The organism is Variovorax stachyos (genome assembly GCF_051400855.1).
GTDB lineage: Bacteria > Pseudomonadota > Gammaproteobacteria > Burkholderiales > Burkholderiaceae_C > Variovorax.
The window spans coordinates 245,549-260,633 of the sequence record NZ_JBLFFN010000003.1 but is presented as its reverse complement, the minus strand read 5'-3'; the positions used below and the strand labels follow the sequence as shown (position 1 = coordinate 260,633).

The following is a 15,085-nucleotide window of genomic DNA, read 5'->3' as shown; positions in this document are numbered from 1 at the left end:
AACCCGGCGGCTGCTCCGCCTGCGGTAAGGCGCAAGTCTTACCGAATTCCAGCTCCCCACTTCTGAGGAGGCACCTGCACAACCACTCCGCCAAGCTTCGCGGGTTTTTACCCGAATAACACCGAGCTTCAGGGAGTTGATTCATGCAGGAAGTACAGGGCGCCGCCGCATGCGCGGCCGGCTCGCGCGCGGGCGTCGAGGAAGCGCACGCGCGACGTGCAGGCCATGCGCTGCAGGCGTTGTGCGCCGTGGCGCGCGTTCATCGCATCGCGGCCGATCCGGCGACGCTCGCCCACCAACTCGGCATCAGCCCCGCCGACCGCGCCGACACGCATCTGCTCTTGCGCGCGGCCCGGCATCTGGGCCTGAAGGCGAGGCGATCGAGCCCGCCAATCGAGCGCCTCGCCACCACGCCATTGCCGGCACTCGTGCAGATGCGCGACGAGGAAGGGCAGACGCGCTGGATGGTCCTCGCGCGGGGCGATGCCCAGCGGGTGCTGCTGCATGATCCGGCGGCCGCGCCACCGGTGCCCAGCACCATCGTGCCCTTCGACGATTTCGCGCGCCAATGGACCGGCGAGCTCATCCTCGTCGCCAGCCGTGCCAGCCTGGCCGCCGAACTGCAGAAGTTCGACTTCTCGTGGTTCGTGCCCAGCCTCGTCAAATACCGCCGCCTCCTCGGCGAGGTGCTGGCCATCTCCTTCATGCTCCAGCTCCTCGCGCTGGTGAGCCCGATGTTCTTCCAGGTCGTCATGGACAAGGTGCTGGTGCACCGCGGCCTCACCACGCTGGATGTGCTCGTCATCGGCCTGGTCGTGGTGGTCGTGTTCGAGAGTGTGCTCAACGGACTGCGCAGCCATGTCTTCAGTCACACGACAAGCCGCATCGATGTCGAGCTCGGCTCGCGATTGTTCCGTCATCTGGTGCAACTGCCCCTGGCCTACTTTCAGGCCCGCAGGATCGGCGACTCGGTGGCACGCGTGCGCGAGCTGGAGAACATCCGCAGCTTCCTCACCGGCAATGCGCTCACCGTCGTGCTCGATGTCGTGTTCTCGGTGGTGTTCATCGGCGTCATGCTGTTCTACAGCGTGTCATTGACCCTCATCGTGCTGGTCGGCTTGCCGCTCTACTTCGGCCTGAGCCTTGCCATCGTGCCCGTCCTGCGCCGTCGGCTGGACCAGAAGTTCGCCCGCGGCGCGGAGAACCAGGCCTTGCTGGTGGAGACCGTCGGCGCGATCCAGACCGTGAAGGCCACGGCCCTCGAGCCCGTCTTCGGCCGGCACTGGGACGATCAGCTCGCAGCCTATGTCTCGGCCAGCTTCAAGACCCAGAGCCTGGCGAGCTGGGGCCACGAGGGCATCAACCTGATCGGCAAACTGGTCAACGCCGCGACGCTCTGGTGGGGCGCCCATCTGGTCATGGACAACCAGCTCAGCGTCGGCCAGTTCGTCGCCTTCAACATGTTCGCGCAACGCGTGGCACAGCCCATCATGCGCATGGCCCAGCTGTGGACCGACTTCCAGCAGACCGGCATCTCCATGGCCCGGCTGGGCGACATCCTCGACACGCGCACCGAAGTCGCGCCCAGCGCTGCCGCGCAGCTGCCCGCCCTCAAGGGCCAGGTCACGCTGGACCAGCTGAGCTTCCGCTACCGGGCCGAAGCGCCGCCTGTACTGCAGGGCGTCAGCCTCGATGTCCGCCCCGGCGAGGTGATCGGCATCGTCGGGCGCTCCGGCTCCGGCAAGAGCACGCTGACCAAGCTGATCCAGCGGCTCTATTCGCCCGAGCAGGGGCGGGTGTTGGTCGACGGCATCGACATCGGCCTGGTCGACGCAGCACAGCTGAGAAGGCAGGTCGGCGTGGTGTTGCAGGAAAGTGTGCTCTTCAACCGCAGCGTGCGCGAGAACATTGCCATTGCCGACCCGGCAGCGCCGATCGAAGCCGTGATGCACGCCGCCCGGCTGGCGGGCGCCCACGCCTTCATCAGCGAGCTGCCCGAGGGCTACGACACCGTGGTGGGCGAGCAGGGCGCCTCCTTGAGCGGCGGCCAGCGCCAGCGGATCGCGATTGCCAGGGCGCTGTTTTCGCAGCCGCGCATCCTGATCTTCGACGAGGCCACCAGTGCGCTGGACTACGAGAGCGAAGCCATCGTCCAGCGCAACATGGCGCACATCTGCCAAGGGCGCACCGTCTTCATCATCGCCCACCGGTTGAGTGCCGTGCGGCATGCGCATCGCATCATCGTGATGGAAAAGGGGGCCATCGTCGAAGAGGGCGCGCACGAGGCGCTGCTGGGCCGCCCGCAAAGCATCTACGCACGGTTGTGGGCCATGCAGGCGGGCGGCCACTCGACCGAAGGAGCCGAGGCATGAACACGCCAGACCCTTCGATGCGGCATCCTTTGCGCGACCTGCTCGTGCGCTACCGCACCGTCTTCCACGCCGCCTGGCAAGCCCGCCACGAGCTCGCCGGCCCCACGCGGCTGGCAGACGAACTGGCCTTCCTGCCCGCAGCCCTGAGCCTGCAGGAAACCCCGGTGCATCCCGCCCCGCGCCGCCTCGCAGGCGCCATCGTCGCCTTGCTCCTCATCGCGTTGCTGTGGTCGCTCATCGGCCAGATCGACATCGTGGCCATGGCGCCGGGCCGCATCGTGGTGAGCGAACGCACCAAGCTCGTCCAGCCGCTGGAGCGCAGCGTCGTGCGACGCATCCTGGTGAAGGACGGCGACCGCGTCGAGGCCGGCCAGGTGCTGGTGGAGCTGGACCCCACCACCGCCAGCGCCGATCGGACCAGCACCGACGAGCAGTTGAAGTCGGCGCAGTCGGAGCTGCTGCGTACGCGCACGCTGCTGCAAGCCATCCACCTGCCGGCGCACCCGCCCGACCTTGCCGGCAGCCTGCCTGCCGGCTGGTCCGCGGCCGATGCGCGGGCTGCACGAACCCACCTCGCCGACGAATGGAGCGACATCACCGCCAAGCTGGCCCGCGCCGGTGCCGAGATCCAGCGGCGCCAGGCCGAGATCGTCACCGTGCGCGAGATGGTCGCCAAGCTCGAGACCACGCTGCCCATCACCCGGCAGCGAGAGGCCGACTTCCGACAACTGGCGGAACAGGGCTTCATGTCCGCCCATGCCAACCAGGACCGCACCCGCGAGCGCATCGAGCTGGAACGCGACCTGGCCACCCAGCGCGCGCGGCTCGCCGAAACCGCTGCCGCCTTGAAAGAAAGCGAGAACGCCCGCGCTGCCTTCGTGGCCGAGACCCGTCGCGGCCTCAGCGAGCGCGAGGCGGCCGCCGAGCTCCGGGAGCGCCAAGGCTTGCAGGAACAGGCGAAGGCCGCGCAGCGTGAGCGACTGACCCGTCTCAAGGCGCCGGTGGCCGGCACCGTGCAGCAACTCGCGGCGCACACCGAGGGCGGCGTCGTCACCGAGGCCCAGCCGCTCATGGTCATCGTGCCCGAGGGCGCGCAAGTCATGGCCGAGGTGACCTTGGAGAACAAGGACATCGGCTTCGTGCACGAAGGCCAGCGTGCAGAGATCAAGTTCGAGACCTTTCCGTTCACGAGATACGGCACCGTGGCAGCCGTGGTGCGCACGGTGACGGCCGATGCGGTGAACGACGAGAAGCGCGGCGCGATCTTTCCGGTAACGCTGGTGCTGGAGCACAGCCATATCGACATCGACGGCAAGGCCATCAAGCTGGGCCCGGGGATGAACCTGACGGCGGAGGTCAAGACGGGCAAGCGGCGGATCATCGAGTACCTGTTGAGCCCGGTGCAGCGGGCGGCCAACGAGAGTCTGCGGGAGCGCTGAGGTCACGCGGGGAAAGGGAAGAGGAGGCGGATATGGATACGGCTATGGATATGGGCGATGTTCCCCTCGGCCTGTGGCTGAGCGTGGCGGTGACGATCCTTGTCGTGGCGTGGTTTCTCGGCGAGGACGCGGCCGGGGAGCGACGGCATCGGCAGCTTGTCTGGCTGGAGAGGATGCTGCTCTGGGTCGTCGCCTTTGCGGCGGTGGCAGCGGTGCTGGGGGCGATTGGATTTGCCTTGTGGAAGTGGGTGACGTGACCTCCAACCCATCGTCGCCGATTGCCCCGCTCAGCGCTCATGAGATCACCCTGCTGCGCGCGATGGCAGCAGGAAGCACCAACGCGCAGCTTGCTGCGCTGGTGGGCCGCAGCGAGAAAACGATACGCAACCAGCTGAGCCGTCTCTACCTGAGGCTGGGCGCGCGCAATCGCACTGAAGCGGTGGCGATCTACCTGCGCATGAACAAGTGAAATCTGATCAATTGTCGCGGAGTGCAAATCGGGACATTCGGCCCATTGAGTTGGGACGAGTGAGTCGGTAACGTGGCGCCCCTTGTGCAGCGCGAAATGCACTTCCAAGAAAAAGACCAGGGAACCAAGAAATGACAACTGCCCCAAACGTCGCCGACGACCTCGCGCACGCCCATCTGCAGATGGCGTCGGGCGCGTTCCTCAAGGTGTTCGATCTGCTGCGCGGACCCAAGGCATCGGTGGCGGATCAGGCCGGCGTCGACCAGGCCGTTAACTTCACCGACGACCTGACATGGATCGTGGACTCGCTCAATGTCCAGTATGTCTTGCTGCAGATGCTGCCCGCCAGCCAGCGTAAAAGCCAGGAGGCCGTTCGGACACTTAGGGAAGGTCTGCAGAACGCGAATCGCGACTGCTATTGATCGACATAAAGCGCAAACACGCCACCCGGGGCGTTGTTTCTCGTTCCGATGGTTGCTGGGCGCGGCGGCTTGAGGCCACTTCTGGCGCATTCGCTGCGCCGCGGACGCACTCATCCCTGGGCCGCCAGCAATTGCCGGCGCGCCATCCACAGGTTCGACAGCGTGAACAGCGTGACGAGCTGCGCCGTGTTCTTCGCCAAGCCTCGGTAGCGCACCTTGGTGAAGCCGAACTGGCGCTTGAGTACGCGGAACGGGTGCTCGACCTTGGCGCGGATGCTCGCCTTCATCTTCTCCAGACGCTCGGCGATGAACTCCGGCTCGATGAACGGGTTGAGCTTCCTGCGCAGGCCCGGGCGCATGGCCACGTGCCACGTCGGACCCGCGGCCTCGGGTCGCTTGTGCACGCCCTGATAGCCCGCATCGCCGAAGGCCGCGTGCTCTTCCCCGTGCAGCAGTTGTCCAGCGACGTTGAGGTCATTGATGTTGGCCGCCGTGCCAACGACCGTGTGAACCAGGCCTGAGGCGGCGTCCACGCCGATGTGGGCCTTCATCCCGAAGTACCAGTTGTTGCCCTTCTTGGTCTGCTTCATCTCCGGGTCGCGCTCGCCGCTGGCGTTCTTGGTCGAACTCGGCGCCGAGATCAGCGTCGCATCAACCGCCGTGCCGGTGCGCAGCATCAGACCCTTGGCCTGCAGGATGTCGTTCACCAGGCGCAGCATGTCGGGCGCCAGGTTGTGACGCTCGAGCAGGTGGCGGAAGCGCAAGATCGTCGTCTCGTCGGGCAGCCTAGCCATGGCGCCGTCGCACTTGGCAAACTCGCGGTACAGCGGCACGTCATGCAGCGCCTCTTCCATCGCCGGGTCGCTCAAGCCGAACCATTGCTGCAAGTAATGAATGCGCAGCATGGTCTCCACCGGTATCGGCGGCCGGCCGGTCTTCGCGCGCGGGCAGTGCGGCTCGACGATCTGCACCAGCGCGGCCCACGGCACCACGCGTTCCATCTCTTCGAGGAACTCGCGCTTGCGCGTCTTCTTCGTCGATAGGCTCAGGCCAAGTCCAAGTTGCTTCATGGCTTCAGGTCATGCAAGGCGTGGGCCTGTTTTGCAGATGTTCCTTAGCAGCATCCTGCGCTGTGCGTCCAATCTTGAGTTGGCCGATGCGAGTGTTCATTGCGAACTTGCGCAGAAGAAGATGGAAGGCGATGTGCTGGAGAACGTGCTCAATGCGCTGACCGGCCTCGCCTTTGGGCCCCTTGGCCAACCGCGCCTGAAGGGCTCGCGGGACAGCGACGGTTGGCATCTGATGGAGGACCAGGGAGGCTTTGCGAGGCGGAACGCGCTCTACGCGATGCTTCAGCTGATCGAGCAGAGTGAGTTGTTCAAGAAGGCCGTTGTCGGAGAGGTGTCGCTAGGGCCGATTGCAAGCGCCACCGATCTGGCGCAGAGCGCACGCATCGACTTCGGCGCATTCGCAGCCCTGTACGGTCTAACTCCGTTTGTGTTTACGTCTTCCACGCCGGACGCGTTCGACGCGATCGCCGGCAGAAGTTGGGGCTCGATCTACGACGACTGGCAGATGGACCGGGCAGCACTGATGGCGGGTGCCACGGCGGATCAGCTGCATGTCACGGACCAATGGCTGCAAGACCGTGCACTGCTGCTGGAGCGCAAGAGTCGCTTCGATGGCGGCAATGCTGGCGCAGGCGGCAACACGCTGCTCGAGCCTTCGTATCTGTCTGCTTGTTCGCTGTGCGGGGAGTGCCCGCATGCCAGGAGGTCAAGCCGTGCTTGAGTTGGGGGCGGCCCCGACTGTCGTTGCAGCTCGTCGGACCGTGAGCAAGGGCCTGATCTCAGTAGCGCGCTCTCTACGGCAACGGCCTCCAGAGAGTCGGCGCTTAAGAAAAAACTTCAAAACAACTACGGAGTTACGTATGACCTTCTGTTTCGCAGATCCTGTCCTGCATCGCTGGCTGCCCGCAGTCCTGCTGGGCTTGAGCATGCTCGTGAGCGCATGTGGCAATGGGCCCGGCACATCTCGTCTGAACGAGCGCCAGATGAAAGCCCAGGCCATGTTTGCCGAGCGCTGCAAGACGGCGGGCGAGAAGATTCACAAGATCGTGGAGAGTGTGGAAGGTGTTTACCTTCTGAAGATCAGGTCCAACGAGATCAACTACGGGGATCAGTTCAAACTGGACGATCCATATGGGAGTGACCTGTTGGGCAACGGGTATATCGTGAGTTTCATTAGAGGCAGTTACGAGGCCAATATTCGAAGCGCCGAAAACTCACCGCCGCCCCCAGGGGGATATATGTACGTTGAAGCCTTAGACCCTCAGGATGGACGGCGATACAGATACACGGGCGCAAAGAAGGCGGTCCGCAAGAAAGAGAGCAATGCGCCCGGAGTGCAGTTCGAACTCAAGCGCAACCCAAATTACGACCTTAATGTCTATGAATTCGTGCTCGACAAGACAGCCGCCACGGGTCTTGCGCCGCGCTACGGCGTGATCTACGACGATATCTCCACGCCCGAGGAGCGTGAGTACTGGATTGCGGGCAGCTCGTTGAGGGTGATTGATCTTCAGACCGATGAGGTCATCGCCGAGCGTGTTGGCTACATGATGGATTCGGCGCAAGGTAGCCGTGTTGGCGGGCGATCGCCTTGGTTGCTGGCAGCCAATAACGCCTGTCCAGAGTTCGCCCCACGTCACGGATCTGCTCGGCAAGCCCGCCAAGCTCAAAGGTTCGTTGAGAAAGTTCTCAGACCAGCACAGAAATAAACAAGGGAAGATGAAATGACTGAAACGACGAGCGCGCCGTCAATTGCCGACTACCTCAAATACGCCGATCTCCAGATGGCCGCAGAGGCATTCATTCGTGATGCCGCTGCCAATACGTTCTCCGGCTCAGGGGAAGACCTGATCCGAGCCCTCGTTCGCGGCAACGACCATGCCAGTGTCTTCACAAGGCAGCAGGCAATCGAATTTGAGAAGCACTGGAAGGTCGAAGACCAGATCGCAAACACCGCCACCGGCTTCAGCGGCACGCTGTTTCGCAACAAGGACACCAACGAACTGGTCATGTCCTTCCGCAGCACCGAGTTCATCGACGATGCCGCACGCGACAACCAGGCCACCAACGCCCTGGAGATTGCGGCCACAGGCTATGCGTGGGGCCAGATCCGCGACATGGAGGCTTGGTATCAAGATCTCAAGGACCGCGGCCTGCTGCAGCCCGGCCAGACCTTCGCCGTCACCGGCTACAGCCTGGGCGGGCATCTGGCCACCGTCTTCAACCTGCTGCATGGCCCTGACGCTCCCGCGGCCGATCAAGCGAGCATCAGCCAGGTTGTCACCTTCAACGGCGCGGGCGTGGGTGGCTTCGACGAAAGCATCGGCCTGAAGTCGCTGGTGCAGCAGTTCAGCGCTGCCTCCACCCGCAGCCCCGTCCTTTCGGATGACGGGCTCGCACAGATCTATGCGCGTGCCAAGGCTTCGCTGGCAGCGGGCCAGGAGGTCAGCAATGCCGACCGCGCCGCCCTCGATGCGCTCGCGCATCCACCGCCCGACAGCGGCATCGCGGTCGATGCCCAGACCAAGAAGCAGGCGCAGATGGTGAGCGATGCCATTGATCGCGTCGAGCTTATTCTTGGCGAGGTCGATCGCCTGACGCGCATCGGCAGCGGCGACGGCAAGACCCCGGCGCAATGGCTCAACAGCCAGATTGCGCAGGAAAGCCTCGACTATCAAATGGCGCTGCTGGAGGTCAGCGCGCACACCGATGCCGCCAGTCTGCTGAAAGGCGTAGCGCTGACCATTGGCGAGAAGGCGTACCTCACCACAGGACTGACCAATCAGTTCGACGTGGTCGGCGACACCAGCCCCTCGGCCGTGTCGAACTCTCAATGGCACATCGGCAAAGACGTCAAGGTCTTCATCGAAGACCAGCCGCTGGTGCGAGGCGACATGCTCAGCGCCACCGTGGCGGAGTCCTTCAAGTACGCCAACGTCAAGCTGCTGGTCGATGGCTACGCGACGAAGGACTTCGGCGATACGCACAGCCTCGTGCTGATCGTGGATTCGCTCAATGTCCAGAACGCCTTGCTGCAGTTGCTGCCTGCTGGTCAGCGCACCGGCGACCAAGCTGCCCAGACCCTCAACAGCATCCTTCGCAGCGCCTCCAATTTGAGGAAGGTCGACGGCGATGCGGTGTTCGGTGGCAGCCAGGGCAGGGCCGAAGGCGACGTGCTGGAGAGGGTGCTCAACGCGCTGGCAGACTTGGCATTGGGGCCGGCCAGCCAGCAGCGCTTGAAGGGGTCGCCAGATGGCAATACATGGCACAAGGTGGAAGACCCCGCCGGCTACAGCGGCCGCGACAAGTTCTACAGTGTGCTGCAGCAGATTCAGGGCAGCGATCTCTACAAGAAGGCCATTGCCGGGGAGGTGTCGCTGACGCTGGCTGCAAGCGGCAACGGCCTGGCATCCAACGCGCACACCGACTTCGGCGCATTCGCTGCCTTGTACAGCTTGAGCCCCTTCGTGCTGTCGTGCAGCACGCCGGGCGCGCTCGAATCCGCCGTGGGCGGCGCATGGGGTTCCGTCTACGCCGATTGGAAGGCGGACAAGGCCGCGCTGGAGGCGGGCGCTGCGACGAGCGAGCTTCGCATCACCGACCGGTGGCTGAGCGACCGCGCGGCGCTTCTGGAGCGCAAGAACCACTTCAACAGCCTCAATGCCAGCTATGACAGTTCGAGTACCGAAGCCTATGGCAAAGATGCGGCCAGTCTGTATGACGGCGAAGGCATCGTTTGGGAGGATCGGCAGAGCCAGCTCAAGATCCAGCGCGGCAGCGTCACCGAGAGTACGAGATACGTGCGGTTCGGCAGCGCTGAAGATGATGCCGATCTTGTTGGCGGTCGGCGAGATGACCGGCTGTATGGCGGCGGCGGTGCCGATACCCTCGGCGGCTTGGGTGGCGACGACTACCTCGAGGGCGGCATCGGCGCCGACACCTACCGTTTCGAAGGCATCTTCGGCAAGGATGTCATTACCGACTGCGACGCCCTCGGCAGCATCGTCCTCGACGAACAAACCCTCACTGGCGGCGCAGGCACCGGCAAGCGCAACACCTGGTGCGCAGAGGACGCCGCAGGAAACCGCATCGACTACCTTGTCCAGGACGACGCCACATCCGCCACCGGCAAGGCCCTCCTCATCGCCAGGCAAGGCGACAGCGCCCACACCATCACCCTGCGCGACTTCGACTTGGAGCAGGCCCGCTCCGAGGCCGGCTACCTGGGCATCCGGCTGCAAGGCCCGCGCCTCGTCCTGCAGCAGGCTGGAGGCGGCAACCCCTTTGCCGACCCCGACTTCGAGCCCGAGCAGGGCACCAGCCGCATCGAGGAAGGAGGCGCGGCCGGCTACGTCCTGTACCTCGACCAAGCCGCGGCGGCGGGCGACACACTGACCTTGAGTCTGTCCGCCCTGGCGGACCAGTTCCAGCTGTTCCACGGCGGCACATCGATCCCTGCCGCCGGCGCAGTCATCACCCTGGCCGAGGGGCAAAGCGAAGTTCACTTCGCCCTCGCGCAGCAGGGAGAGATCTCAGCCGATGCTTTGGCACAACTGTCGGCCACCTACCGCAGCGGGGACATCACCGCCGACTCGAACGCATGGGAGCTCACCGTCGAGGACGCAGGCGAGCGGGAGCGGGTCTATCTGGGCGACCAGCGCCCGTCCTTGAACCCGGCAGGCGCCTACGACTGGAGCACCGTGCGCTATGTGCCGGACGGCGCCTTGAGCGGCGGCGTGGTCGACCCTGACTTCAACGACGTCATCATCGGATGGACCGAGAACAACCGCATCGAGGGATTCGGCGGCAATGATGCGCTGGATGGCGCAGGCGGCAACGATGTCGTCGACGGCGGCGAGGGAGACGACCTGCTCGCGGGCGGCGCCGGCAGCGATCTCATCCGTGGGGGCAGCGGCAACGATTGGATCCTGAGCGCCCACACGCTGGGGGTTCCTCCGCGCCGCAGTCCGGACCAGACCTGGAATCCGCCATCGGGCACCACCACCTGGATCAAGGGCAACACCTGGGGCGTCTACGAGATCGACGATGCCTATGTGCTGGAGGGCGGCGCTTCCCGCACGCCGGACGACCAGGCCGACGCGGTCTACGCGGGCGATGGCCTCGACTATGTCATCGGGGGCAGAGGTGACGACCTTCTGGACGGGGAAGCCGGCGACGACGATCTCTGGGGCAACGGCGGTGCCGACGTTCTCGTCGGATCGGCGGGTAACGACTGGCTGACGGGGGACGGTCTCACGGAGGCGGGCCACCTCAACAGCACCCCGGAGGCGCTGCACGGCAACGATGTTCTCGATGGCGGTGACGGCAACGACCATCTGCTGGGCGACGGCGGCGCGGACGCTCTGTATGGCGGTGCCGGCGAAGACACCCTGCGGGGCGACCGTCCCGAGCTCGAACTCGCTGGCGCGGCGCACGGCGAGGACTATCTGGATGGCCAGGAAGGCAACGACCAGCTCATCGGCGGCGGCAAGGACGACACCCTCCTGGGCGGCTCGGGCAATGATCTCTTGTTGGGCGACGACACCGAGCAGAAGCTCGCCGGCGCCTACCACGGCAAAGACACCCTCGATGGTCAGGACGGTGACGACGACCTTCTTGGCGGCGGCAGCGACGACACCCTCCTGGGCGGAGCCGGCAACGACTCCCTCCGCGGCGACGACGCCATCGCGCAACTCACGGCCCCATCGCACGGCAATGATTTGTTGGATGGCGGCGACGGCGACGACACCCTCCTGGGCGATGGGGGAGACGACATCCTCGTGGGCGGTGCCGGCAATGACTGGCTCGCCGGCGAAGACCAGCTCAGCAGCGGTGCCGTGAGCTCCCTCACAGGAAACGACCAGCTCGATGGGCGCGACGGTGCCGACACCCTCGTCGGCGGCAACGGCGATGACCGCCTGGACGGCGGCAGCGGCAACGACGCCCTGTACGGCGGTGCCGGCGCGGACACCCTCGAAGGCGGCGCGGGCAGCGACACCCTGGACGGTGGTGGCGGTAGCGACACCTTCCGCTTCGCTCGTGGCTGGGGCCGGGACATCATCAACAACCAGAGCGGCAGCACCACGGACGCGATCGAGTTCGCTGCGGGCATTGCCGCCAACGACATCGCGCTGAGACGCTCGGACAACGACCTGATCCTGAGCCTCAAGGCCAGCACCGACACGATCACCGTCAGCGCCTATTTCTCCGGCTACGGCAGCAATGCCGTCGACAACAAGATCGGCCAGCTGCGCTTTGCCGATGGCACCACCTGGGACCTCGGCACCGTCAAGGCGCTGCTCCAGCAGGGCTCCGACGGCAACGACCAGACCTATGGCGATGCCGCCGCCGACACCCTCTCGGGCGGCGCGGGCAACGACACCCTGGCCGGCAACGCCGGGGACGACACCCTGGACGGAGGCGTCGGCAACGACTCCCTCGATGGCGGCGATGGCGCCGACCTGCTGCTGGGCGGGGCCGGCAACGACATCCTCTACGGATACAGTGGCAACGATCGGTTGCTGGGCGGCGAAGGCAGCGACGCCCTCAATGGCCAGGCTGGCGACGACCTCCTGGAAGGCGGGGCTGGCAACGACACCCTCATGGGTACCACGGGCAATGACATCCTCGACGGCGGTGCCGGCAACGACACTCTCGATGGCGGCTCAGACAACGACACCTACCGCTTCGCCCGAGGCTGGGGCCAGGACACCATCAACAACTACGACCAGAACGCGCCGGGCCGCATGGATGCGATCGAGTTCGACGCGGGCATTGCGGCAGGCGACATTGCGCCAGCCCGCCTGGCCAACGACCTTGTCCTCAGCCTCAACGGCAGCACCGACGCGATCACGGTCACCTCCTATTTCCAAGGCGATGGCACCAGCGGCCGGCAGGTCGACCAGATCCGCTTCGCCGATGGCACGCGTTGGGACCTGTCCACCGTCAAGGCCCTGGTCCAGCGCAGCACCGGTGGCAGCGACCGGCTCTATGGCTATGGCGTGGCCGATGCGCTCTCGGGCGGTGCGGGCAATGACAGCCTGTACGGCAATGCCGGAGACGACACCCTGGACGGCGGGACCGGCTCCGACTACCTCGATGGCGGCGATGGTGCCGACCTGCTCCTGGGTGCCCAAGGCATGGACAACCTGTATGCAGGCAACGGCAACGATCGGCTGCAGGGAGGCGATGACAGCGACATCCTCAATGGAGACAGCGGCGATGACATCCTCGAGGGGGGTGCTGGCAACGACAGCTTGGGCGGTGGTGCCGGCAGCGACACCTACCGCTTCGCCCGTGGCTGGGGCCAGGACACCATCTACACCTACGACGCAAGCCCAGGCCGGATGGATGTGATTGAGTTTGATGTAGGCATTGCGGCAAGCGACATCGTGGTGTCGCGCTCGGACGTTGGCCATATGACACTCGGGTTGAAGGGCGGCACTGACAGGATCACGGTCAACTACCAATTTGGATCTGGCGAGATCATCCGCGGCTACCGGATCGACCAGATCCGCTTCGCGGACGGAACCACCTGGAACACGGCGCAGATCGAAGCCCTTGCCAGCGCAGCCTCGGGCCAGCCAGTTTGCGGCACGGAGGCAGACGACACTTTGAACGGCACCTCTGGCAACGACACCCTGGAGGGCCTTGCCGGCAATGACACCCTCGACGCAGGCGCCGGTGCGGACGTCATGGTGGGCGGCCTGGGCAACGACCTCTACCACGTCGACAACACTTCCGACGCAGTGACTGAGCTGGCCAACGAAGGCATAGACACGGTTCGCAGCACCATCACCCACACGTTGGCCGCCAACGTCGAGAACCTGATGCTCAACACGACCGCTGCCATCGACGGCACCGGCAATGCGCTGGACAACACCCTGTACGCCGGGGCCGGCAACAACGTGCTCGACGGCCAGGGCGGCAGCGACTACGTTTCCTACACCTATGCCAACGCCGCCGTGACCGTCAGCCTGGCCGCCACCGGCGCGCAGGACACGGGCGGCAGCGGCTTCGACACGCTGTGGAATGTAGAGAGTCTCTACGGCAGCAACTACGGCGATGTCCTGATCGGCAGCCCCATTGCCAACATGCTCAACGGCGGGATCGGCACGGACACCCTGATCGGGGGCGCGGGCAACGACATCTACTTCGTCGACACCAGCACCGACGTAGTGACCGAGCTCGCCAACGAAGGCACGGACCTCGTGCAAAGCACCGTGAGCTACACGCTCTCGGCCCACGTCGAGAACCTCACCTTGACCGGCACGGCCGCGATCGACGCCGCCGGCAACGCCCTGGACAACCTGCTGACAGGCAACGCGGCCACAACATCTTGACCGGTGGTGCAGGCAACGACAGCCTCAACGGGAGCGCCGGTGCCGACACCATGGCAGGCGGTCTGGGCAACGACATCTACTTCGTCGACAACACCGCCGACGTGGTGACCGAGCTGACCGGCGAAGGCACCGATACGGTCCGCACCACCATCACCCACACGCTGGCTGCCAACGTCGAGAACCTGATGCTCAACACCACAGCGGCCATCGACGGCACCGGCAATGCACTGGGCAACGTCCTCTACGCCGGGGCCCGCGACAACGTGCTCGATGGCCTGGGCGGCAACGACTGGGTTTCGTATGTCTATGCCGGCTCCGCCGTGAACGTCAGCCTGGCGGCCACCGGTGCACAAGCCACGGGCGGCTCCGGCACCGACACGCTGCGAAACGTCGAGTACCTGTTCGGCAGCAACTACAACGACATCCTGACGGGCAGCAGCAGGGCTGATGTGCTCAGCGGCGGGCTCGGCGATGACACGCTCGACGCAGGCGCCGGGGCCGATACGCTGATCGGCGGCGCGGGCAACGACACCTACCGCTACCGCTCGGGCGACGGCAACGACACGGTGTCGGAAGCAGGCGGCGACGACACGGTCGAGCTGCTGGACCTCAACCCGGGCGATGTGCGCATCGTGCAGGGCCTCAACGGAAACCCCGACCATATCGTCGATGCACTCACCGGCTACACCATCACGCTGGACCTGAACATGGTGTCTCCCGGCTGGTCAGCAGATGGTTCGCAGGTGGAGCATCTGCGCTTCGCCGACGGCACGGTGTGGAACAGCGAGCAGATGCGTGCCGCCGCGGAGATCGAAAGAAGCGTGAGCCTCATGGTGCAGGCGATGGCCACCTTCGCAGTGCCCGCGCCTGGCCTGGTGACGGCGACGCAACTGGATGATCCATCCAGGCTGACGCCCGTTCTCGCTGCCAGCTGCGGATAGCCGAGCCGCGGCGCTGCGTTCCTCGCGACG

The 15,085-nt window shown here is 65.3% G+C and carries 10 protein-coding genes; 9 read left to right on the top strand and 1 reads right to left on the bottom strand.

Features of this window, described 5'->3' with window-relative positions; translation table 11 throughout:
• The first annotated feature begins 143 nt into the window (after window positions 1-143).
• The 5 genes from ACMGEZ_RS07335 (at window position 144) to ACMGEZ_RS07315 (ending at window position 4,702) form a co-directional block, all read left to right on the top strand.
• Entirely contained in the window at window positions 144-2,372 is a 2,229-nt protein-coding gene (locus ACMGEZ_RS07335; RefSeq protein ID WP_436821601.1) for a type I secretion system permease/ATPase, read from the top strand.
• A complete protein-coding gene (locus ACMGEZ_RS07330; RefSeq protein ID WP_436821600.1) occupies window positions 2,369-3,811 on the top strand; it encodes an HlyD family type I secretion periplasmic adaptor subunit in 1,443 nt (480 codons plus the stop codon). Before ACMGEZ_RS07335 ends, ACMGEZ_RS07330 begins: the two co-directional genes overlap by 4 nt.
• Window positions 3,812-3,843: 32 nt before the next feature.
• Window positions 3,844-4,068, top strand: a complete 225-nt coding sequence (locus ACMGEZ_RS07325) for a hypothetical protein (protein ID WP_436821599.1) — start codon at window positions 3,844-3,846, stop codon at window positions 4,066-4,068.
• Window positions 4,050-4,280 (top strand): response regulator transcription factor, encoded by a 231-nt coding sequence (locus ACMGEZ_RS07320; protein ID WP_436821598.1) that lies wholly within the window; start codon window positions 4,050-4,052, stop codon window positions 4,278-4,280. Before ACMGEZ_RS07325 ends, ACMGEZ_RS07320 begins: the two co-directional genes overlap by 19 nt.
• 131 nt (window positions 4,281-4,411) lie before the next feature.
• Window positions 4,412-4,702 carry a hypothetical protein gene (locus ACMGEZ_RS07315; RefSeq protein WP_436821597.1) on the top strand — a complete coding sequence of 97 codons (291 nt, stop codon included), beginning with the start codon at window positions 4,412-4,414 and terminating at the stop codon, window positions 4,700-4,702.
• Window positions 4,703-4,812: 110 nt separating this feature from the next.
• Here ACMGEZ_RS07315 and ACMGEZ_RS07310 read toward each other — a convergent pair whose 3' ends face one another.
• Window positions 4,813-5,772 (bottom strand): IS5 family transposase, encoded by a 960-nt coding sequence (locus ACMGEZ_RS07310; RefSeq protein ID WP_436821596.1) that lies wholly within the window; start codon window positions 5,770-5,772, stop codon window positions 4,813-4,815.
• A gap of 37 nt (window positions 5,773-5,809) precedes the next feature.
• Between ACMGEZ_RS07310 and ACMGEZ_RS07305 the strand changes: the two genes are divergently transcribed.
• The 4 genes from ACMGEZ_RS07305 to ACMGEZ_RS07290 all read left to right on the top strand — a co-directional run bounded on the left by ACMGEZ_RS07305 (window position 5,810) and on the right by ACMGEZ_RS07290 (window position 15,055).
• Window positions 5,810-6,493, top strand: a complete 684-nt coding sequence (locus ACMGEZ_RS07305) for a hypothetical protein (RefSeq protein WP_436821595.1) — start codon at window positions 5,810-5,812, stop codon at window positions 6,491-6,493.
• A 139-nt stretch (window positions 6,494-6,632) separates the two neighbouring features.
• The gene (locus ACMGEZ_RS07300) at window positions 6,633-7,481 is read left to right on the top strand and encodes a hypothetical protein (RefSeq protein ID WP_436821594.1); all 849 of its coding nucleotides are present in this window, start codon (window positions 6,633-6,635) and stop codon (window positions 7,479-7,481) included.
• A 15-nt stretch (window positions 7,482-7,496) separates the two neighbouring features.
• Window positions 7,497-14,114 carry a calcium-binding protein gene (locus ACMGEZ_RS07295; protein ID WP_436821593.1) on the top strand — a complete coding sequence of 2,206 codons (6,618 nt, stop codon included), beginning with the start codon at window positions 7,497-7,499 and terminating at the stop codon, window positions 14,112-14,114.
• Complete coding sequence (locus ACMGEZ_RS07290; RefSeq protein ID WP_436821592.1) at window positions 14,111-15,055, top strand: calcium-binding protein; 945 nt, start codon at window positions 14,111-14,113, stop codon at window positions 15,053-15,055. The genes ACMGEZ_RS07295 and ACMGEZ_RS07290 overlap by 4 nt, the downstream gene beginning before the upstream one ends.
• The last annotated feature ends 30 nt before the right edge of the window (window positions 15,056-15,085 follow it).

Bases quoted from the DNA above. Each gene is read 5' to 3' on its own strand.
- ACMGEZ_RS07300 (WP_436821594.1), top strand. From the start codon at position 6,633: ATGACCTTCTGTTTCGCAGATCCTGTCCTGCATCGCTGGCTGCCCGCA.
- ACMGEZ_RS07325 (WP_436821599.1), top strand. From the start codon at position 3,844: ATGGATACGGCTATGGATATGGGCGATGTTCCCCTCGGCCTGTGGCTG.
- ACMGEZ_RS07310 (WP_436821596.1), bottom strand. From the start codon at position 5,772: ATGAAGCAACTTGGACTTGGCCTGAGCCTATCGACGAAGAAGACGCGC.
- ACMGEZ_RS07335 (WP_436821601.1), top strand. From the start codon at position 144: ATGCAGGAAGTACAGGGCGCCGCCGCATGCGCGGCCGGCTCGCGCGCG.
- ACMGEZ_RS07295 (WP_436821593.1), top strand. From the start codon at position 7,497: ATGACTGAAACGACGAGCGCGCCGTCAATTGCCGACTACCTCAAATAC.
- ACMGEZ_RS07305 (WP_436821595.1), top strand. From the start codon at position 5,810: ATGTTCCTTAGCAGCATCCTGCGCTGTGCGTCCAATCTTGAGTTGGCC.
- ACMGEZ_RS07315 (WP_436821597.1), top strand. From the start codon at position 4,412: ATGACAACTGCCCCAAACGTCGCCGACGACCTCGCGCACGCCCATCTG.
- ACMGEZ_RS07330 (WP_436821600.1), top strand. From the start codon at position 2,369: ATGAACACGCCAGACCCTTCGATGCGGCATCCTTTGCGCGACCTGCTC.